The 21,446-nt window shown below is 47.7% G+C and carries 24 protein-coding genes and 1 pseudogene; all 25 read right to left on the bottom strand.

Going from position 1 to position 21,446, the window contains the following annotated elements; genetic code table 11:
* Nucleotides 1–247, bottom strand: a 247-nt coding sequence (locus tag BEG40_RS21050; RefSeq protein WP_105286056.1) for a hypothetical protein, incomplete at its 3' end; no start/stop codon positions are given.
* A 60-nt stretch (nt 248–307) separates the two neighbouring features.
* Entirely contained in the window at nt 308–856 is a 549-nt protein-coding gene (locus BEG40_RS21045; RefSeq protein ID WP_001578257.1) for a tail assembly protein, read from the bottom strand.
* The gene (locus BEG40_RS21040) at nt 853–1,596 is read right to left on the bottom strand and encodes a C40 family peptidase (RefSeq protein WP_072837587.1); all 744 of its coding nucleotides are present in this window, start codon (nt 1,594–1,596) and stop codon (nt 853–855) included. Before BEG40_RS21040 ends, BEG40_RS21045 begins: the two co-directional genes overlap by 4 nt.
* A gap of 5 nt (nt 1,597–1,601) precedes the next feature.
* Nucleotides 1,602–2,300 carry a phage minor tail protein L gene (locus tag BEG40_RS21035; RefSeq protein ID WP_001152425.1) on the bottom strand — a complete coding sequence of 233 codons (699 nt, stop codon included), beginning with the start codon at nt 2,298–2,300 and terminating at the stop codon, nt 1,602–1,604.
* Nucleotides 2,300–2,638: a phage tail protein gene (locus tag BEG40_RS21030; protein ID WP_105286055.1), complete on the bottom strand. Its 339-nt coding sequence runs from the start codon at nt 2,636–2,638 to the stop codon at nt 2,300–2,302. The genes BEG40_RS21035 and BEG40_RS21030 overlap by 1 nt, the downstream gene beginning before the upstream one ends.
* On the bottom strand, nt 2,631–5,864 hold the full coding sequence (locus BEG40_RS21025) for a phage tail tape measure protein (protein WP_042028766.1): 3,234 nt from the start codon (nt 5,862–5,864) through the stop codon (nt 2,631–2,633). Before BEG40_RS21025 ends, BEG40_RS21030 begins: the two co-directional genes overlap by 8 nt.
* Before the next feature lie 471 nt (nt 5,865–6,335).
* Nucleotides 6,336–6,695, bottom strand: a complete 360-nt coding sequence (locus BEG40_RS21015) for a phage-derived protein YdaY family protein (RefSeq protein ID WP_012565075.1) — start codon at nt 6,693–6,695, stop codon at nt 6,336–6,338.
* Nucleotides 6,696–6,845: 150 nt separating this feature from the next.
* Nucleotides 6,846–7,807: pseudogene (locus BEG40_RS21010) on the bottom strand (phage tail tube protein).
* Between the two features lie 26 nt (nt 7,808–7,833).
* Nucleotides 7,834–8,226: a phage tail terminator-like protein gene (locus BEG40_RS21005; protein WP_000144678.1), complete on the bottom strand. Its 393-nt coding sequence runs from the start codon at nt 8,224–8,226 to the stop codon at nt 7,834–7,836.
* Entirely contained in the window at nt 8,223–8,603 is a 381-nt protein-coding gene (locus tag BEG40_RS21000; RefSeq protein WP_001029819.1) for a hypothetical protein, read from the bottom strand. Before BEG40_RS21000 ends, BEG40_RS21005 begins: the two co-directional genes overlap by 4 nt.
* Nucleotides 8,604–8,987, bottom strand: coding sequence for a hypothetical protein (locus tag BEG40_RS20995; protein WP_000524259.1), 384 nt, complete (start codon nt 8,985–8,987; stop codon nt 8,604–8,606).
* On the bottom strand, nt 8,987–9,382 hold the full coding sequence (locus tag BEG40_RS20990; RefSeq protein WP_042028772.1) for a hypothetical protein: 396 nt from the start codon (nt 9,380–9,382) through the stop codon (nt 8,987–8,989). The genes BEG40_RS20995 and BEG40_RS20990 overlap by 1 nt, the downstream gene beginning before the upstream one ends.
* 3 nt (nt 9,383–9,385) lie before the next feature.
* Nucleotides 9,386–9,562: a hypothetical protein gene (locus BEG40_RS21960; protein ID WP_000908084.1), complete on the bottom strand. Its 177-nt coding sequence runs from the start codon at nt 9,560–9,562 to the stop codon at nt 9,386–9,388.
* Nucleotides 9,563–9,604: 42 nt separating this feature from the next.
* Nucleotides 9,605–10,744 (bottom strand): major capsid protein, encoded by a 1,140-nt coding sequence (locus BEG40_RS20985; protein ID WP_016242649.1) that lies wholly within the window; start codon nt 10,742–10,744, stop codon nt 9,605–9,607.
* A gap of 98 nt (nt 10,745–10,842) precedes the next feature.
* Nucleotides 10,843–11,607, bottom strand: a complete 765-nt coding sequence (locus BEG40_RS20980; RefSeq protein ID WP_000770037.1) for a DUF6651 domain-containing protein — start codon at nt 11,605–11,607, stop codon at nt 10,843–10,845.
* Nucleotides 11,608–11,711: 104 nt separating this feature from the next.
* Complete coding sequence (locus tag BEG40_RS20975) at nt 11,712–12,824, bottom strand: phage minor head protein (protein ID WP_001317036.1); 1,113 nt, start codon at nt 12,822–12,824, stop codon at nt 11,712–11,714.
* A complete protein-coding gene (locus BEG40_RS20970) occupies nt 12,808–14,214 on the bottom strand; it encodes a DUF4055 domain-containing protein (RefSeq protein ID WP_000763709.1) in 1,407 nt (468 codons plus the stop codon). The genes BEG40_RS20975 and BEG40_RS20970 overlap by 17 nt, the downstream gene beginning before the upstream one ends.
* A 2-nt stretch (nt 14,215–14,216) precedes the next feature.
* Complete coding sequence (locus tag BEG40_RS20965; RefSeq protein WP_000625350.1) at nt 14,217–15,518, bottom strand: terminase large subunit domain-containing protein; 1,302 nt, start codon at nt 15,516–15,518, stop codon at nt 14,217–14,219.
* A complete protein-coding gene (locus tag BEG40_RS20960) occupies nt 15,499–16,584 on the bottom strand; it encodes a terminase small subunit (RefSeq protein WP_105286054.1) in 1,086 nt (361 codons plus the stop codon). Before BEG40_RS20960 ends, BEG40_RS20965 begins: the two co-directional genes overlap by 20 nt.
* Before the next feature lie 3 nt (nt 16,585–16,587).
* Nucleotides 16,588–16,797 (bottom strand): hypothetical protein, encoded by a 210-nt coding sequence (locus tag BEG40_RS20955; protein ID WP_000126788.1) that lies wholly within the window; start codon nt 16,795–16,797, stop codon nt 16,588–16,590.
* On the bottom strand, nt 16,775–17,707 hold the full coding sequence (locus BEG40_RS20950) for a GREB1-related protein (RefSeq protein ID WP_001204028.1): 933 nt from the start codon (nt 17,705–17,707) through the stop codon (nt 16,775–16,777). Before BEG40_RS20950 ends, BEG40_RS20955 begins: the two co-directional genes overlap by 23 nt.
* Nucleotides 17,700–18,491 (bottom strand): ParB/Srx family N-terminal domain-containing protein, encoded by a 792-nt coding sequence (locus BEG40_RS20945; protein ID WP_001291091.1) that lies wholly within the window; start codon nt 18,489–18,491, stop codon nt 17,700–17,702. The genes BEG40_RS20950 and BEG40_RS20945 overlap by 8 nt, the downstream gene beginning before the upstream one ends.
* A 137-nt stretch (nt 18,492–18,628) precedes the next feature.
* Complete coding sequence (gene trkG, locus BEG40_RS20935) at nt 18,629–20,086, bottom strand: Trk system potassium transporter TrkG (protein ID WP_024165216.1); 1,458 nt, start codon at nt 20,084–20,086, stop codon at nt 18,629–18,631.
* Between the two features lie 137 nt (nt 20,087–20,223).
* Entirely contained in the window at nt 20,224–20,688 is a 465-nt protein-coding gene (locus BEG40_RS22415) for a lysis protein (RefSeq protein ID WP_000091919.1), read from the bottom strand.
* Nucleotides 20,685–21,218 (bottom strand): lysozyme, encoded by a 534-nt coding sequence (locus BEG40_RS20920; RefSeq protein WP_000992105.1) that lies wholly within the window; start codon nt 21,216–21,218, stop codon nt 20,685–20,687. The genes BEG40_RS22415 and BEG40_RS20920 overlap by 4 nt, the downstream gene beginning before the upstream one ends.
* Between the last annotated feature and the right edge of the window lie 228 nt (nt 21,219–21,446).

Raw genomic sequence — 21,446 nt, 5'->3', positions numbered from 1 at the left:
ATTCAAATCCCTCCGGCGGTGTCTGCTCCTGCTCACCTGCCCGGAACACCACCGTGACACCGGAGATATTGGTATTCCCCTCACTGTCCAGCACCGGCGTACTGTTCAGCAGCACACTTTTTAATCCGTCCACCGGACCTTCAATCGGCCCTTCACTGATGGCGTCTATCACGCTCAGCATCTGGGATGATTTCAGGTTGTCCTTCGCTTCGCGCGGGGTATGCCCCTTACTGCTGCCTTTACCCATTCCTCACGCTCCAGAAACGACAAAACCGCCCTGAGGCGGTTTCACACAAAACATTCTGCATCAACGACCAATCACCACAACCTGACCACCATCTCCTTCATCTGCCGTGCTGATCTCCTGCGAAATCACCCGTGACCCCACGCGCATTTCACCGTACAGAACCGGCAGAACATTGCCCTGGGCAACCATGTTATCCAGTGAGGAGAAATAGGTGTTCTGTTTGCCGTTATCCGTTGTCTGTGTACGGGGAGTTCTGGCTTTCGGTGCCAGCATCTGCGCCACACCACCGAGCACCATACTGGCCCCCGCACCATACATTCCTGTAATTGCGGCAGCCCCCAACCAACCTGCAGGGTTCCACCATGCCACCGCAATCAGCGCCGCCCCCAGCACAGCCTGAAAAAGACCGCCACTTTTGGCTCCCGCCAGACGCGGCACAATGTGGATCACGGCACCATTTGCCAGCGGTTCATTAAGACGGGCTGATAATTCAGTTTCACCTGCATCACGCCCGGCAATGCGTACCTGATACCAGCCGTCGCTCAGTTTCTGACGAAACGCCGGAAGCTGTGTGGTCAGCGCCCGGACTGCTTCGGCCCCCGTTTTCACACGCAGGTCGATGCGGCGGCCAAATCGTTGTAAATCCCCGTAAAGGCAGATTCGCGCCATGCCCGGTGACGCCAGAGGGAGTGTGTGCGTCGCTGCCATTTGTCGGTATACCTCTCTCGTTTACTCAGTTGTTCAGGAATATGGTGCAGCAGCTCGCCGTCACCACAGTAAATGGCGGCATGATTCGGCACCGATGAACCAAAACAGCACAGCAGCACATCGCCCGGTTGTGCTGATGACAACGGCACCTGATACAGCCCTGTGGCCTCCAGATTATCCAGATAGAGATTCTGGCCGTTACGCCACCAGTCATCCTCACGATGAAAATCCGGCATCTCAATCCCCGCCAGATGGTAAGCGTCCCGGAACAGCGTGTAACAATCCGTCACCCCGTGCTCAAAGCGCCGCCCGGTAAGATGCGGCACACAGCGGAATTTATGAATCGCCCCCCGGCAGACCAGCCACCATGGCAAATCACTCTGCACCTGCAGCCGCCGGTCAGCCTCACTCAGCCAGGGCAGGCCACCGGGGTGGCTGTGGACCAGCGCCACAATCTCACCCTGCATCTCTGCCCGCAGCCAGTCCTCCGGCGACATCCGGAAATAATCCTCCGGCTCACCGGAGATATTCACGCAGGGAAAATATCTTTCCCCTTCCGACGTTCTCACCACGAAGCCGCACGACTCCGCTGGCGCACATCGCCGGGCGTGCGCCAGAATCGCTGATTCTGTCTCTGTCATGGGATTTACTGCGAAAGTTTGTTAATGGAAAGGAAGCCGCCAAAGTTGCCGACATTATTGCGGAACTTACAGCCACTCAGGCATTTGCTGCATTTATCCTTCGTGATTTCGGATGTCGGCTGGTCATATTCATCCGCGACCGCCGGACCGTGATAACCGCACTCATCACCGCGATAGGTCCAGGTGCAGGTATTAGCAAGCATGATGCGCCCCGGAAAAACAGCGCCGTCCGTTTCCGTCGGCGTGGACAGTACAAAGGAGGCACTGACCGCGCTCAGTTCGCTGCACTGCTCAATACGCCAGCGGCTGATCACCTCCTGCTCCGGATCGGCGTCACTGTTTCCGTTGACGAAGTTCACCGCATCCAGAAAACGGGCGTAAACCTTACGCCTGACCACCGTTCCGCCGACCAGACTCTGCAGGTCTTCCGCCATCCCGGTGACCATGCCGTGCAGATTAGAGACTTTCAGCGTTGGCCTTGCACTGGCACCTTTGCCGTTCATCTCAAATCCACTCCCCTGAATGGGATAGGCCTGATACTGCCGACTCTGCCAGGTGACAGACTCTCCTTTCTCGTTCTGCTCATTGCAGAAAAAGTAGCGATCCCCGCCTACCTCGGTCAGGTCGATTTCCCAGAGCACCACGCTGGCCGACTGCTCCGCACGAATGCATTCATTCAGCGTTTCCTGTTGTATGTCCTGCATCAGATCACCAATTCGTCAAACTGACACGAAAAATCGGTATAGGTGATATGTTCTGTCGCTGACCACGTTCGACACACCACTCTGATTTTTCTGTTAATACCAGGCGGGCGCCAAAAAAAAGATTTATAGCCTTCATGCCGGGCTAAAAATTTTTCAAATGAATCACGTTCATTCGCCTCAACTTTGAAATCACAGGTGAAAACGCGCAGAGAATGATTAAGTCCATTTGGACTTCGTTGCTCATAACCATCGCCAAATCTTACAGTTTTTATCGATGGTTTATTTTCTGTTTTCATTCCATCCTCTGGTAACCAGTGAAATTCTTCCGTATTAGCCACTTAACATTCCCCCATCACGTCGCATATTTAACAGATTGCCCTGCACCCGCTGATCAACCATCCCCATAAGTGCTTTTATTGCCTGAGGGCCAATCTCTCCATTCTGGCCGTCATTTTGAATAGTGATTTGGTATACAGGGGCATAGGTAATATCTCCGCCTCCATTACCACTTTTACTATTAATAGCTCTGACACCAAGAGAACCATCGGATGTTCGTGTTAATGGCATAATGGCTTCCGGACCAGCCTCACCAAAAACACCAGCCCCTTTTGCAAAAGCAAAAAATTGCGGGGAATCATAAATACCGTTCGAATACGTGTTCAATGACGGAGACTCATAAACACCGCCCTTTGCATTCGGAATAAATTTACTAATAGCACTCCCGATAGTTCCTAAAATCCCCCCCGAAGAACTGTTACTAATGCTGTCGAAAATCCCAGTAATTGAAGCCTTTAATGCTATTCGACTAAGATCCGAAATCACGGAAGTAGCGAAAGAACGAAAATTTGCCTTGCCTGTCGTGACAAAATCACCCAGCGCATCGGTCATTCCATCAAACATCTGAGTCGTGGTTGATTTTATCTGCTCACTGATATCCTTAGTGTCATCCAGCCAGTTATTGAATCCCTGGGAGGCACCACTAACCCAGTCTCCTACCTGAATATCGAGCTGCTCGTTTTTCTGTCTGACAATTTCTTTTTCTCGTTCCAGAGCATCATTCAGAGCCTGCATTTTCTCCTGAAAAACATGATTTGACATCCCACGGGATTTATCTGCATAGTCACGTTCAAGTTGCAGACGCTGATTGTTATATTCACGTTCAATCCGCAGTAATTCCTGCTGGCGCTGCTGATTTTTATCGCCAACCCCATAACCAGCAATCTGAATATCATACCCCTGTTGACGATTATCAATCGAAGCCTGCAATGAATCACGCCATGCAGCTATTTCGGCGGATTCCTTGATTAGCCTGTTATTTTTTTCAATCGCAACATTTTTCTCCATCAACGCGGTTATTTCTTCCCGGTGTAAGAGAAGCGATTTCTGATCCTTGGTTAATTTCGATGACGGTCGTGACTCCAGGTCGGCAATCTGCTGACGCCACTTAACCAGTTCCTGTTCAGAGGAACTTAATTTAACGGTTAATTCAGTTTGTGAACTTAGTAACGCATTCTGTTGATTCAGATGATCAATCATTCGTTGGGCAGCATCATCCGAATAACCTTTCGCCTTTGGTTGCTTTGGATCTTTATAACGCTCATTTATTTGAGCGATAAGATTATTATATTCTTCCTTTGAATACTGACTCTTTAGTTTTTCCAGTTTTGCAAGTTCACTAGCTCTCTGCTGCTCCCAGGTCTGATATTGTTTTGAAAAGGCATCTGCTCTCTGTCTGAGTTCAATTCCTTCCTGTTGTCGCTTGTTGTAATCGTTTATTGATGAATTTAGTACGTCCTGAGCAATTTTTTCTGCTTGAAGTACGCCCAATTGCTGCTTTAATCGTGCCAGCCTTTTATTTTGAGCTCCGCCATCTCCAATGCCACCTAACCCGAAAACTCCGGGTCGGGTATTTTTTTCTATTTCATCAATTTGACGGAGAACATCTGAGATTTTTTGATCAAGGGAGGCCTCACGGCCAATATCCAGCATGGAATCCCATGCCCATTTTGCGGAGTCTGCGACAGCTTTCCATGCAGTCTCAAGATAACCAAGATTTTCTTTAATCTGGTTGGTGCGCTGGATCATTGAGGATGAGTATGCTTCTGTCGCAATGCGGGCGGCCTCCTGCTGGTTCCCTTCATCCTGTAGCGCCTTAATATGGTTATAAGTCGCAATTGTCAGAAAATGGTACTGATCATTAAGTTTTGATATGGCACTGACAGGATCCTTTGCAATTTCATTGAAGTCATTAACCAGTTGTTCGGTTGATATTCCTGTTACTTCGCTCGTTTTTACTATCGCTGTCGTCACTTGCTCCAGCGAACTGCTCGCTACCTTTCCCGAACGCACAAGCTGGTTTAATACTGCCGCCGCAGCGCCAGTTGTCGAATCAGCCGCATTCCCGGCACGTTGAACTATATCGGCCAATTGCCCGCTGGTTGTCCCCAACTGATTTCCGGTAAGAATAAGAGATTTATTAAATTCGTCCTGCTCCTGAGAGCCTTTATAGTAAGCCAGCCCTAAGACGCCAACGGCTGCTGCGGCCAGGGTAAAAGGATTAATTAATCCCAGCACATAAGAACCAACACCTTTGATCGCCGGGCCAATCCCACCGAACATATCTTTTAGCTGGCCGCCCTGCTGCATTAACACCATAAAAGGCGACTGACCAGTGGACAACCCAACAACAATATCCGTCATTTGTGCAGGCAACATGCGCATAGCAAAAGCCGTTTGTTTTGCCGACATTCCGGTTTTGCTTAATTGAGATTGAGTAACCTCAAGCTCACTCCGCATAGCACGAAGTTTTCCAGAAAGTTCCTCATACATTTCAGGAGAGAGCATCCCCTTAGCTTTTGCTTCATTGAGCTGTTTCTGTTGTTCTACCAGACGATTAAAAGCAGTTCCGACAGGGTCAAGTTGAGCAATCAGACGTTGCAAAGCAGCAACCTGTTCATCATGCGCTTTTGCTGCTTCTCGCTCTGCCTGAGCCTCTCCGGTAAGCTCTCGCCGTGTTTCCTGTATTTTTCGGCTATAATTCTCAAACTGAGAACCATTTATTTTCCCGGATGCAAACGCAGCATTAAGTTCATCCTGCTGTTGTTCAAGATTTCTTAGCGCCGCAGCCAGAGGGTCGATCTTGTCCAGCATTCTTTGAAAGGCCTGAGCCTGCGCTTCCTGCTGGGCGGCAGCAAGTTTTCCGGCCTTCTCGGCTTCTCTCTGCGCTTGCGCAACCCCGCTCAATTCCTCTGTGGTTTCATTAAGTTTACGGACAAGAAATTCATATTCTTCTTTATCAATAAGCCCTTTATCGAAAAATTTCTTTAATTCAGAATAGCGTCGACCGACAGTATCAATTGCGGCACCAACTGGATCAATAGCTGCTTTTAATTTTGCGAGCGCGTTCTTCTCATCTTCTGTTGCCTTAGTCACTTTCCCTGCGCTATTTGCAGCAGTTTCCCCAGCCTGCGTCATTTTGACTAATGAGGAGGTCAGATTGTCAGCATTATTTTTCGCTCCAGTGCTATCAATAATTATTGCGAGACGCGAGGTTTGCTCTGCCATTTATTAAAACTCCTGACAACAAAAAAACCACCGAAGTGGGTTTCAGGCGACATAATAGTAGATATAGCGATTACGAGGCCACGCAATGCTTTTCTCCAGGAGCATCATCGATTTAATTAAAGACACCATCACATCTCTGTAACAGAGTGTACGTAATTAACAACTACACACACTGCTCCTGAAAATACTGGTCATCCAGTGCAAAGATCACTGCTTCAAATTCATCGCGCTCAATCAATACCGGATGAGTGGCTAAATATTCATTTATCTCTGTCAGAGATAAAGGCAAAGGCACCCCAGCCATTCCAGCATAACGTCGGGCACGGGATATTACCGAATAGGCGTACAACAACTCCTTAAGCACCGGGTCTATTTCTGGTTCCGGTATCGGTGGCAACCTGAGTTTTTCTCGCTTCCATCTTGCCTTTTCCCCCCTTTCTCCCCCGAACTCCGATAACCACCGCTGGGCAGCTATGGCTTTTTTATCGTATCCTGCTTCTGCTGCTCTTTACCCTGGGCGATGCTGGCTGCTTCTGCAAGGATCTGCCAGTACAACTCTGGATTCTGCTTAAGCAGCGCGATCCCTCGTTCTGCCGTATATTCCAGTGCAACCTCAACACCATTAACCAGTTCACCAACCCCTTTCCAGTCTTTCAGCAGATAACGAGCGGCATTATCAATGAGTAAATCATCAACAGAATCCACCTCGGAAACCTTTGAAATATCAAACTCCTTCGTTCCGACGTGCAAACTGGCATCCATTTTCTCAATGTGGCGACGGATTAATGCATTACGGGAGCGATACTGATCGTTATCGCTGCTTGCCACCAACAGTTTTAACCCGTCTACAGGTTTTAAGTCCTTCATTGGCGTAAACCAGCGTTCTCCACCAATGATAATTTTCTGATTAAGAATAAACATCCATAACCTCATTCAATGCGTCCCCCTGTAGGGCAGTACCACAGGAGGAATAACGGAAAATCAACTAATCGCCTCAGCACTGGCTTTTGCGATCACGGCAGCCGGGGAATTTTTTTTCTGGTTATCGTAGGTGCTTCATCTGCTGCGGTAATGCTCAATTGAACCTGGATAATGTCGCTATTACCCCCATCAGGCCATTCACCTGACACCTGAACCTTCGGGAAACTGAAAGTGTATGCCCCCTCTCCATTCGAAAGCGTGAAGCTGAACGGAACTGTTTCTCCAGTCAGTGTTTTACTCCAGATTTCCCACGCGGCTTTAGACCATGAAAGCGTCACCGTACCGGACGGTGTAAAAGTAGTCGGAATATTTGCTCCTGCATAAGGCGAGCCAGTCCCGATACAACGCTGTGACTGGAGTTTGTTATCGAACTGAATATCAAAACTGTCGATACAAAAACCGTTACCTCCGGCAACACCATTCAGGCTTACTGCTGAAACCTCCTTAAACGAATAACGTAGCTTTCCTGCACTATCCACAGGTTCGCCTTTGATAAAATTCGTATCATCGGCCTTTGATTCCCAGTCCAGTCCGGCAAAGGTTACGGTCGCTGTAATATCGCCGTCGTTAGGGATCTGCATTTTCCATGAGCCAACCTGCGCTCCTCTGACGACAGAGGCAATTCCGACATCGGACGCATAGGTCGCCAGAGAAAATGTTATTCGCTCATTCCCCATTGTCAGAGAATCGCCTGACCATTCCGCGCCGAAACAGGATGCAAGAAAATCATCATGTTGACCCCAGCGAAATTTGGTACCAACATCACCGCCGACATCCACAGTGCCAGGCGTCGCCCCCTGAGCCATCCGGGAGCCACCAATCTCATTATTTTCGCCTTTATTCTGGGTGGGTTTTACTCCCCAGCTTGTGCGTTTTAATAAACTCCAGTCACCACTTGCTGGCGTAGTGCCTGCAACCGTCTCCCGGATAAATGCCGAGATAACCTTTGCACCTGAACTCACAGGAGCCTCCTATGTCATTAATTGCGCTAGAGCGCGCGATATGGAATTTGAAGATTAAGCTGGAACCAGCCATTCTTTTCGCCAACGGCTATTGAGGAAACAGCCTGGTAACTGAGACGATCGTCATCCTGAAACTCAAACAGTTCCCGCAATTTATCGGCTGTCTCAGTAATGAGTTTTGAACCAGAACCTGCGGGGACAAATAACTGAATAATGATTATCCCCGTGCGATAAACAATCGGCCCCGCGCCAATTTCATTAACTCCAGCCTGCCCGGGAATATTACTTAACCGCGCCCAGATTAACTTACCGGAAGGATCGAACGTTGGCGCGTTCGGATACAATACGTCTTTTCCATCAATAATCGTCTGTGCCGTCATTCTGGAAATAACCGTATTTCTGATTTCAGTAAATGTCATTTGTAAGCCTGTAAAACACCATGAAAAGCGTTGGCATACACGCCAGTTGGCGCTTGTTGTGAATGACCGTTTTCAAGAGCCTCTGCATAAGGAAGGTTATTCTGGATATAAATAACTCCGTAATTTGCAGCCTTCGAAATAACCCCGATCCCACGCTGAACCGCAATCGTACCGTTCGGATCCACGTTATCAGATATACCAAAATCGGGATGCTGTAACGACACCAGGTTGTTATTTCTGAAACGTCCGGTATCAACCGGAGCAGCAATATCAATAGCAGTAAGAATCTGCATAGCGATGTAGCGAATTTTCAGCCCCACATCTTCCTCAATCATCCCGGCAAATATTGACGGTTCTATATCCCATGCCTTTGCCATTTACGCTCTCCTTAACTGGATAGAGTAAACTGATGCGGAAGGATCTACACTCGCTGTAATTACCTCGTATCGTTGTAACTGCCTTAATACAGGATCATAAATCTCAATAATATGGTCGACAGCGGGTTTATCCGTAACCTCGCATACCAGAGCGGTTAATTTAAGGTCACCATGCAAAATATTAATCCCATCAATTCTGCCCAGCTTATAACGTGTCAACACGCCTCGCCCGGTATAGATTGCGGTGGATTCGCCGCCAGTTTCCGTCACAGGATCCCAGTGCCGGTGCGTAACGTAAGAACCAGAAAAATCACTCACGGCGTCCGCTAAATCCTCATCAAAAGCAGCGGCAACCTCTGACTGAATCTCTTCACGAAGCCCCATTATCCCCCCCTCACAACCCTGACTTGTGAGCGACTAAGTCCGTACGGTTTCAGCAGTGCTATCGCAAGCTGTAAATCGGGTTCAAGCAATACAGTGCTGTTTGATGGCAACTGAGCAAATGATTTCGATACACTGACCCCGTCAGCCGACACGGCTTTACTGATAACAACGCCAGAATCATTTTTCTGCTGAAACAACTTACCGAATGAGGCAATTCTGGCTGCATATGCTCCCGCAAGTTTTACCTCTTCCGGAATACGGGATGGGTTAATTTTCAGGTTGAAGCCATTAAGCCAGGCATTAGCCATTAAAACAGCTTTATTTTTAGCGTTCTCACTCGTCCAGGCGTTCCCAAACGCATTATCAACGTCATCACAGGTCACGTAAGTGATCATGTGTTACTCCTGAGTTTTCCAGCCCATAGCCTTCCAGTTGTCAACTTCATCAGGATGAACATTAGCGATAGTTGGTGCGCCGGGAAACATCTGATAATCGGTCACCATAACCACTAACTCAATTTGCGTTTTTTGTGCGGCTTCACGCTGTGCTCTTTGCTCTTTAGTTAATCCGGCCATATGCCCTCCATTAAAAATGGGGCCGAAGCCCCGTTTGAATGTTTAACCAAGAATCAGACAACCATGTGCCGGCTTCACTGATGAAACACCCCATGCCAGTCCAACTTCATAGCGCACCTGGCGATACTGACGATACAGTGCAATCTGGAACGTAATCCCTGAAATCGGGTCCGTAACATTCATTACATCATCAGCATTATCGCCACCTTCCGGCATTGCCGGAGTACGGGATGCCAGCAGAAACGCGTTGCGATCAAACGCCATATTTGCAGTAAAGGAGCCAACAACTGTGATTGCAGTATCATCGGCCAGATCCTGACGCAGTCCGGGCGCTGCAAGAGTAATCAGATTGCTGGTCGCTGCTGCCACAACATACTGATTCGGATCGCCAGCGAACGTAACAATCTGACCTGCAGAAATACTCCCCGAACCAGTATCAATGGAAATAAGAACATCGCCTTCTTTTTTCTCGCCATTCACGAGATAACCAGTTGCAGCAACCTTTGGCGCTCGTTTTACACCTGCCGAACTGTGAATATTGAATCCCTCCAGACGCCCCAACACGCCCTCACGCAGTAGCTGTTCAGTGCCGGATTCATTCACTTTAAACAGTACAGACTGTTTTCCGCGCAAATTAGCAATGGCACTGGAGCCAAGCACCATCTGCAGATCGGTTGTCGGTGCGCCGTTATCCTCCAGAACCTGACGAGCCAGAGCAGCATCAGAAAGATCATCTTTAACACCAAACGGCGTTGTCCCTGCGGTTCCCACGGCGCGGGAAGCACCGAAATACAACGCACCAAGATCAGCCTCAACCTCGTTTGCAAGGGCGCGAAAAGCCTGCTTAAACTGATCAGCCAGAATGGTGTTGTAAGTCCCTGAAGGGCCAAGAGCCAGTTGTTCTTCACCATTCCATTTAACCGGTGCCATTTTGGATTTAGTAATTTTCACATCAACAGTGCCAATATTTTGATCACCGGTATTCGGAGCTGACGGCCCCGGTACGATATCTTCGGTTTTCGCCTCAGGCGCAACTGGCGCGGTTACCGTCTGATCTTTTGCTGCGGCGTCAGCTTTTGCGTTTTTTGCTACCGCAGGGATAAAACCTACCTGCTCACGGGATACAATATCCAGGGCGGTATAAATAGTCGGGATCAACCCGGTCAGGGTATTTCCAGCCATAATTAAATATTCCTTAAAAATTTGCGTAATTGTGAATAGATGGAGTAATGAGCTATCCAGCCCTGACACCAGCTCCCATCCGGAAGCTGACAAATGTGTTAATCAACAATTGTGATACCGTCTTTCAATGCGTTTTGCTTACCTGCAACATCCAGTGCATCAAAAGCAGAGCGTTTCATCGTTTTCTGACCAATATCATGCTGTGTCGGACGGGAGCCGCCGCCATTGTTGCCACTGGCTTTCAGGATGTAGTCTTTCTGAGGGTAATTTTCGACGAGGAACTCCAGCGCCTCATCAAACTGCGCCAGTTCGCCAGGCTTCGCGCGGGAATAAATTTTGTTGCCGGAAGCGTCATAAGCAACGATCTTCCCTTCTTCCACTTTGAATGCCTGCCCGAAGCGGGCTTGTAATAAATCTGCCGGGATCGCAATTTTATCGGCAATATATTTTGAACCCGCAAAACTACCGCCAATCATAGAATCGTAAAGCTGCGTCTCCAGCATCTGAGAGCGTTGCTTTTCTTCATCTAATTGCTGCTGAAAATTTTTCGTAATTTCTGCCTTAACCTGGTCAACCTGTCCCGCATCGATCAGCTTTTTCTGGTCGATTTTTGACAGCATTTCCAGTGCCTCGATCGCCTTCTTCGGGTCTTCGATAGCGGCAAACTTAGCCAGTTTTTCCTCTGCAGCTTCTTTAGCCAGGCGATGATTTTTTGCCTCGCCATTAAGCTCTGTAATTTTTTTTATCGCCAGCGGTGCATCGAAGCCGATTTCTTTACCATCGTCGTGCACATAAACTGGCAGGCCAGCAGTATCAATTTCTGCGTATTGTTTTCCGTTAATCTCGACCGTTTTCAGTTTCATATTAGTACCTGGTTTAAGTCTTCCGACAGTTACGCTGCTCACCATCCGGATCGCAGCAATAAAAAAGGCCACCCGAAGGTAGCCTGTTGTAATAAATGATTTATTTAAATCCCTGCTTTTCTGAATACCTGTGCATCACGCTCACGGAGTTGCTTCAGCGTCAGCCATTCGCCTTTATCGGTGTAAAATTCATCTGGCGACATACCGCCATCCCGAATCAGCTTTGCCCGGGTTTCCCCCACAATCTGTTTTTGTCTGGTGTAAGGCTGACGCAAAAACCATTCCCTGTAGGTTGTATCTCCGGCCACCACGCCATCCATGCTGGCCCGCTCAGCCGGGGAAATATCACGAACATCAATACCCAGTTCCTTCGCTGATTTCAGAATGAACGTTTCCGTTGAGCGGCAGCAGAAATGAATTTTTCCCGGCCCATGCAAATAAGGCACACTGTGACCTACAGGTTTATTATCCAGCGTATATTTGAGGCGATCCCTGATTCGACATTGTGGCGTAGTACGATTATCAAGCGTTGATAACCATTGCTTACCCTTAATCAAATCATTATTCGCGCTGGCAAAACTCTCACGGGCAGTAGCAGCAAGATGTCCAACCGCTGTTTTTGCAATGCTGGCCGCATTAGCCCGGCTCATCTGCAATGCACCATCCTGAAATCCCTTGCTGACATGTCCCCGAATTTTTCTTGCGATCTGCTCATTGGTATCCCCCAGCAAAAAACCCTGACGCACCGTATTTGTTATGCGTCTGAGCCGATCCGCCTCAAGATCCAAGGCCCACTCACTGAGCAGTCGTCCCTGGAATGGTCGCGCCATTGCAGCGGCGTAAAGTGCATCAGAAGATATACCAACCAGAGGGTGAACATCAGCAACAAAATCAGGTAGCAGAGAATCAAACAGACTTAACTGATAACCAGCCTCATAAATTGCCAGCTCGTTCAGCTCTCCGGAGAGACTGGTAAACATGCTGTTAATAGCAGCGCGGTTAACCTCTCTGACACTCGCCAGAAGTGACTCCAGGCGCGTAACGGTAAAACTACCAGGATCGAGGCTGTCCAGTGCTACCAGCAGGCGAGCTGTAAGCTCCGCATCGCTGTCATTCAGTATTTTCACCATTCTGGCAGCCACACCAGTGCTATAGCGGGATATCCAGACTGCATGAGCAATTGATTCATCACGCAGCCGTTCATTCACGGTTTGCATCATTGATTTCCATCAGCATTACACTCTGATTTTTTAATTCATCGATCACTTCCTCTGGACGGGAATCCTGATCGATAAATTTCAACGCCTGCAACACCCGAACCGCATCAATCTGACGTATATCACCGCCCTGACGCAATGACTGAACAGCCAGCGCGGAGGATGAGTCAAACACCTGGGCAGATACATCCAGTTCAGTGCGCACATCCACATTGCCACCGCAACTCTCTCCGCTCCATTCCGCCATTATCTGGAGAATATTATCGAGGGCATCTTCGAGGGAGTTCGCCATTGTATAAAGCGGCGAGTGTTCCTGCATCCGCTCTTCATTAGTCTGATCAACAGATTTGGTGGATGTATTTTCAGCCCGCAGAAGTTTAGCGCCGGCATGACGCATCTGATTTTCCAGCTTCTCAAGTGATGTTTCGCCAGATTCTATCGCTGCGCCACTATGTTCAACATATTCGAGGCCATTTTTTGTTCTGTCCTCAAAAATCGTAGCGGTGGATGCACCAACCGTCAGTTCTTCATTCCTGTCCAGCCCGTAGGCCACCAGCAATGGAACGCGGGCAACATGAAGAATATTGTCCTGCTCGCTCTGGCTTTGCCAGTGCTTGATATTCAGCAAGCCAAGATTAAGCAATGGCGGTGTACCACGCATAAACCCTGTTTTCTTCGTATACAGTGTTACCAGAGGAATATCATCACGGCTGGTATTCCATGACTCATGAAGCATCCAGACAGATTCGCCATTAGTACCTTCGCTGCGTCGATAAATTTCTACTCGACGGGGCATAATATGGCGGATCTGCTCCACCTTCTTCTGCCCGAAATCATCACCATCAATAATGATGACCTCTTTTATACGCAAATCAGTGAGAACAACTTTCCCTTTTTCAACTTTCGATTTCCATCCAATAACCTGGCGTGGATTCAGCATCGTAACGTACGGGCGACCACCGGCCGCGTTTTCATCGGCTTTTGTCCGAATCTCGTTCATATCCGTTCGTGGATAGTCCACCAGCGCATGTGCCACACCATACTGAAATGCGAGACTGAAAAATTGCTGCGCCCACACATCCAGTCGGCTCCCCTCCATGTCGATATTTTCTGCATATTCCCTGATTTTTTCCGGCGTTTCCTCACTCAATACTGTCGGCTCTGCAAATATTCGCCCAATATTTTGTTTGATGCTTTCTTCATACACAGGAAGTAGCGTAGCCACAGACAGGCGTTTTTTATAAGCGTCTTCATCTTCATTAGGCCATTTGGGGAGATAATTTTCCCCCTGCCTGCGCATTTCAAGCGTACCGCCCATCAATGCGTCGTTAATATCCCACGCCTCCAGCATATCGTTATAGTCGAGGTTGGGTGTTGATATATCAGCCATAATTAAATCCGAAGTGATGTGACTCTTCCGGTCGGTTTGACAATAGGGAATTGCTTAACGATGAAATAACCTCCGGCATCATTCGGGTGATCATTGCCAGATTTTTTATCAGGCTCCCCCTTATCATCCCAGACCTGTTGCTCCAGAGATTCGGCATATACCGGACAACGCTTCACATTAACTTTATAGCGACGCTCACCATTGGCATTGCAGAACATTGCATTCATTGAGTTAACGCGATCTTTTACTGGCGGGTTCGAGCTGTTCACCACAACGTTAAAACCTGCCTGCTTAAGCTGGGCTATATCCGTCGTACTTGCGTTACTTGATTTTCTGGAATCTCCGGAAGCATCTGGATAAATATAAATCTCCCTCACTTTCCGGTAATCATGCCCGTCATACGGCCAGAAGCGTTCTTTAATGATGCGGATCATATCCGGCGTATCGTAGGCATTGATGATTTCAGTTACCGCACATGGAAGCCCCAAACGCAGCACATGGACGATTCCCGCCATCTTTCCAACGTTAAAATCCATCCCAATATAAATCGGCTCCCCTGGCTGCTCCACTTCTTCGCAATTATTCAGTTTCCGGTCAAACTGATGGTAAACAGTACCACTTGTCAGGTTAGTAAACTGTCCTCGCAGATAGGCTTTAATCAGCTCTGGAGGGTATGATTCAAGAAGCGAAGGAATGTAATCTGCTGGCAGGTTCTTTTCATTATCGAAAGTAGATGCCTGCACCAGACCATACAGTGAGGCCAGCTCTGTTTTTTCACGCACGGCTTTAACAAACTGCTCGTAGACAAATTTGAATCCTTCCGGCGTGGTTGTAACGTCAATACCGTTGCGAAGTCCATCAATCTTATAACGCATACGCGCAATTATCTTGCGCCACGCCGTTCTGGCTTTTTCCTTCGGCAAAATGTCCAGTTCATCCACCAACGCATTACCAATTTTGAAACCGACGATCGTTTGTGGCTTCTCCATCGATCTGCAGATAGTGGTTCCCCGATACTGGCGTCCGTAATAAAAGTGAACCTCTTTATTTCCCTCATTAATTTTTACGTTCAATCCCCAGTCAGCAGCAACTTCTTCCACTGTAGGGTAAAAAATATCGCGAATTTGGGGATACGTTGGCGCAAAATATCCCTGATTTATACCTGGATGCTCCCAAATCCCCTTGCATATGCCGCCACACCCAACCCATGTTTTGCCCGAGCCAAAACCAGCAATATAGGCTTTAAATTTATGGGGCATTGAAAGAAATCGCGCCTGAGGCACATTAAGTGTCGGAGAGATCATCTTCATCACTCCTTACTCTGGCATCAACCACATTAATATTGATCGCCACAGGCTGGGGATGTTCATTATCTTCCACCGTTTCGATCTCTTTGCGCAGCTTCTGGTTTTCCATTCTGCGCCGTTCAATTTCCAGTTCCTGTAGCCGCTTATCTGCACATAAAGCCCCGCCAGCAGAAAGCAAACGCAACAATTCACGCCGGGCGGCAGCCTTATCCTCCAGCAGGATCTCAACGCCGAATTTTGCCCCTGCATATAATTGCCGCGCATCCCCATCAAGCAGAGTGGTATCAGCCATATAAAGCTGTCCCGTTCCCTCACCGCAGCACTTCGGGCAGTCCGGATTGGGTATGGCGTTATCAACAAAGCCGAGGCCTCCATATTCCGGTTCGGGTTTGCCATCTCTGGAAGCCTGCGCCGCTGCCTTGTCGAATTCTGCTATATCGCGCCACTGGTAGAGATGATTCTCGCCCCAGCAATAACGGCAGTTAACACGGCGAAATTGTGCAAGCTGATTGGGGTCGGCCAGGACAATGGCCATCAACTGACTCACTAGTAAATCCAGGTCTGCGGTATAGCGTTTCTGGTACTGATTGCGGAAGTAGCTGATAGCGCGAAAAACCCTGGCATTTCTAAGCATACGACTGGCGTTGCTGTTAGCTGTCGCACCTTGCCCCTCATAACCGGCTAGTCGGTACGCCTCTGTCGGCTTTTTACCCTGAGCAACAAGCATCGCAAACTTAGCCTGCTGGTCAGAAATGCCGAATTCATCGGGACAGAACGAAAATTCCTCCGCGTCGCCCTCATTCAGGCCCGCATCGAATACTGGCTTTTTTTCCTGAGATTTTTCGTTCCGCTTTTGTGCAGTCTGCGTAGATTTTTTCTGCGCACTTTTTTGCGCAGTTTTGCGCATTTCTGTCTGCGCATTTTTCGGAGTTTTTTTGATGTAACGACGGGCTGTTGCGTAATTCAGTCCCCTTGCTTCACACCATGCCACCGGAGATATACCGGAGCGGGTGTATTCAGCAATATACTCCTGCTGCAACGCCCCCCAGTCCGGTCTGCTCATCAGTTAGTCCTGATTTTTATCCACCCTGAGTAGTTCGCGCAGAGCAAAGGCATCCCCTTTTCTGGCAAGCTTAAACAATGCCGCTCGTAACTCGGCTTCACCTTTCGCTCTGCCCTTACGGATGGCCGCATAAAAATCTGTCATTGCTTCCCGATTTTCTTTCAGTCGGTTCAGATCAACATCCAGAACGTCAGCGATTTGTTGTGCAGTCATCCGGCACGCTGCCAGAGACTCGACTTTCGAATACGGAATCATTTGTCACCCCCATTGATATGCAGGGTGTCTTCTTCCTGTATTTTTCGTGAAGGATTTTTACTGCAGCGTTGTTCCAGGTGACCTGATGGTGAATGCGTTTATGGCTGGCACCCATCAGTGAAATTTTTACGCACGACGGCGCATACATGACGGAGTAAAAACTTTTAACGTAGGTTCCGGAATCCAGATACAGCTCGGTCATTCCGCCGCTGTTTTTCTGCGTCTGTTTCTGCCCTAACTGGACAGCACCGATCGTCATAAACAATTCACCACAGCGACCGAGATTCGTGTACGTATTCACATCCTCGTTAATGCGCCCCATGAATGAGAACGGTCGATCAACCGAACAGATAAAGCTGTTCATTGCCTTGCGTTTCACCCACGAAGCATGGCCGCCATTGTCACCAAGAAAATCCCCGCCCTGCGACATAGCGATGGAAAGAGCAGGTATTGATTCGTAGTACGCCAGCATTTCAGAAAGGATCGCATCCAGTTTCCTTATCGGAAAATAGGCCTGGTCATAGTTGCGATCCACCCGAAACTGGAACTCGTGATAATCATCATCGAGCTGAATGAAGTATTTACACCCGACCAGTTTTGCCAGGTCGAAACAGGCATTACGGGCGTAAAAAATTGAGCGGCGGTCACAGAAATTATCGGCTTCGTCAAAACGACTGGCGATATCGGCTTTGGAAAACACCAGCACCTGTTCACCAAATTCAGCCATGTACTGATGCCGTGTCTTATCTTCATCATCAACAACGATAAAAATTTTCCCGGTATAGCCAGCACGACGCAACGTCCGGTAAGTCAGAACTTTGTCCGGTCGCCCGTGAGTCAGAATAAAGGCGCAAAAATCATCACGCATATTCCTCCTCCTCACCACCATGCATGATCTCCACCATGCGCTGCGTCATCCGGACAAATCCATTTTCAATAGCCTGCTGATAATCAATGATCACCAGCGCCGACTCCTCGAAAAAACACTGAATTTCAGCGGGGGCGTGAGCGTAATAGTCCGCAATTCTGCTGAAATTAAACACCGTGTGACGTTCTGCCGCACACAGGAGGAATTTCTCAATATCAGGCTCAAGGGAAGCCAAACGTATCCGGCTGATCAGCTCCTGCGTTTTCGTATCGTCGTACAGTTCACTGATATCCGGTTTACCGCCCGACGGCTCATAAACAGGCGTATCAATTTTCGTCGTATACGGCTCCTCCTCATTTCCTGTACCGGGCAAAACATCCGTCAACAGTTCATCAATTTCTGTCGGGATGAAGCCTGTCAGGGAGACATCAAAATCAGCATTGATTAGGTCCGACAGCTCCATCCGCAACAGATCTTCATCCCAGCCAGCATTCATCGGCAGGCGATTATCTGCCAGGCGGTACGCCTTTTTCTGCTCATCCGTCAGGCCAGACAGAACAATGACCGGAACAGAATCCATTTTGAGCATTTCAGCCGCCATAACACGACCGTGACCCGCAATAATTTCGCCCTTTTCGTCAATCAGCACCGGATTAGTCCAGCCGAATTGCTTAATACTTTCTACCAGTTGTGCCACCTGCTCAGGGCTGTGCGTCCTGGCGTTGTGCGCATACGGTGACAATTCTTGTAATGGGCGATAGACTATCTTTAATTTCTCGCTCATACATCCTTGCTTTATGAATAAAACGCACCCCAGCAGCCAGTGCTACTGGGGGCGGAGGTGTTGCTGGTAAAGTTAGGTATTGGATCAATGAGTGAGTCAACATAATATTAAACTCACAATTATAAATCAGCCATATATTAGGAGCGCCAAAAAAAACCTGAAAACAATATAATAACAGGATAAATTTCAAGGCGACCAAGAATCATAGCTATGCACATTAAATATTTTGCAATGTCATTAAGCACTCCGAATGACGATGCAGTAGCCCCAAAACCTAATCCCATATTATTAATACATGCAGCCACTGTTGCAAATGATGTAAGAAAATCATATCCCATACCATTTAACACCAGTATAAAAAACACCGTGAAGAGAGTATAAAGAAAAAAGAAACTCCATACAGACCTCATTACACGATCTGTAACTATCTTCCCTCCTACATTTACACTCAACAACGCTCTGGGATGAGAAAGCTGATTTATCTCGTGTTTGCTTTGTTTGAAAAGTATAAGAAATCGAAGTGACTTAATTCCACCACAAGTTGAACCTATACATCCCCCAAAGAAACTTGACAACAGCAAAAACACTATCGTGTGCGTGGGCCAGCTTGCATAATCCTGCGTAGCTAAACCATTATCAGTGAGCATGGAGCTGGCAAGAAAAAACGAATGAATAAAACTTCCATGCAAGTCATACATACCTATATGCCAGACCTGGAAAGAGGTAACAATGATCACCCCTAAGGCTATTAACAGAAAGAAACGAAGTTCAATATCTCTGATTAAAGGTTTTATCGTTTTCCTGCTAATAACAATATACCAAAGAGTGAAGTTGAAAGCCGATAGCAGGGAAAAAGAACCAGCCACCAGCTCAACCAAATAGTTATTAAAATATCCGATACTCTCGCTATGAGTTGAGAAACCACCAAGCGAAACTGTGGAAATCCCGTGACAAATAGCATCAAACAAAGGCATTCCTGCAAGTCTATAACAGACAATACAAGCAATACCTAATAAAGAATAAGTTATCCACAGTGTCCGTGACGTATCGGCCAGGCGGGGAGTGAGTTTGTCATCCTTAAATGGCCCCGGCATTTCTGACTGATAAAGCTTTGCACCACCAATACCCAATAATGGCAATACAGCAACCGCCAGAACAATAACTCCTAAACCACCTATAAAATTTAACTGTGACCGATAGTACAAATATGCCCGAGGTAATGAACTAACATCATCAATTACAGTTGCTCCTGTTGTTGTTATTCCAGAAACCCCTTCAAACAGAGCATCAATGAACGTTAAATTAAGTTCTGAGTCAATCCATAAAGGGAATGCACTAATAACAGAAAACAAAATCCAAAACATTACAATTATAATAAACCCATCACGGGTACGTAATTGAATGCCAGATTTCTTAGTTGTATACCACGCTCCGCCACCAATGCAAAAAAATATAACGAAAGTTATAAAGAAAACGAATAGGCTTTTTTCTTTATAAAACAATGCTACAACCATTGGTGGCAACATTGAAAGACTATAGAGCCAAACCAGGAACCCACACATATGAGTAACAACTCTTACATGAGATGTATTCATATCTAAATATTCTTTCAATTATAACCACCTTGCTGCAATATTATGATTATACTGTATAAAATTTAACTCCTCTTAGATCTTACTTCACTGTTCCTTATGAAACAATCATCAAAATGAATCATATTGTAGTTAAGATTTTACTTTAAACACTGTTCGGTTATGTATTGCTGAGCACCTTCAAGTTGGGCCTGCATCATTACCAGTCGTTCCCGGAGGGTGAAATAATCCCGTTCAGCGGTGTCTGCCAGTCGGGGGGAGGCTGCATTATCCACGCCGGAGGCGGTGGTGGCTTCACGCACTGACTGACAGACTGCTTTGATGTGCAACCGACGACGACCAGCGGCAACATCATCACGCAGAGCATCATTTTCAGCTTTCGCATCAGCTAACTCCTTCGTGTATTTTGCATCGAGCGCAGCAACATCACGCTGACGCATCTGCATGTCAGTAATTGCCGCGTTCGCCAGCTTCAGTTCTCTGGCATTTTTGTCGCGCTGCTCTTTGTAGGCGGTGGCGTTATCACGGTAATGATTAACAGCCCATGACAGGCAGACGATGATGCAGATAACCAGAGCATAAATAATCGCGGCGACTCTGCTCACTGATCTATCCCCCAACAGGCTAATGCGCTTTCCTGGTCACGACGAATAACCTGTCCATAGCAGTTATTTGAACGTATGCGGCAATCGCGCCCACCATCTTTTATCCACCAGCGAATCGCCTCGCATGCACCCTTACGATCACCGGCATTCAGCCGCTTATAAAACGTCGACGGGAAACACTTACCGGGGCCAATGTTATAGGGACAAAATGACGCTATACCCGCTTTCTGTGGTTCGGTCAGTGGTACTTTAATATTGCGCTCCACCCATGCCAGCGCCTTATCACGTTCAATAGCGTTAACCTGGTCGCATTTTTCCTTCGACAGCCTCATTCCCGGTATGACGGGCTTACCATCCACCATTGTGGCACCACGACAGATGGTCCATATACCGGAACCATCGCGGTATGCCGTTGTGTGGTTACCTTCTTTTTCATCCAGAAACTGGTCGAGAATATCAGGCGCAGGCGCACCGACGGCAATCAGTGCCAGAACGGCAGCCGACAGGCCGTATCTGATTTTTGCGTTCATGGATATTTATCAGGATTTATCGGTTTCTGAACCCTGGATATGTTTATCTGTCCCGGCCTGTTGAATCAGGCAAGGAATAGTTAAATACAATAGAGAGGATTGTTTATGGACAATAGCACCATTTCTCTACAGGAGTTGCTCGACTGCATTTCCAAGCTTCGGGATGATGTAAATAGACTGGCCCCCTGAATCTCCAGACAACCAATATCACTTAAATAAGTGATAGTC

Source organism: Escherichia sp. MOD1-EC5495 (assembly GCF_002965965.1).
Lineage (GTDB): Bacteria > Pseudomonadota > Gammaproteobacteria > Enterobacterales > Enterobacteriaceae > Escherichia > Escherichia ruysiae.
The sequence above is the reverse complement of the archived record's forward strand: the minus strand, read 5'-3'. Positions and strand labels throughout refer to the sequence as shown.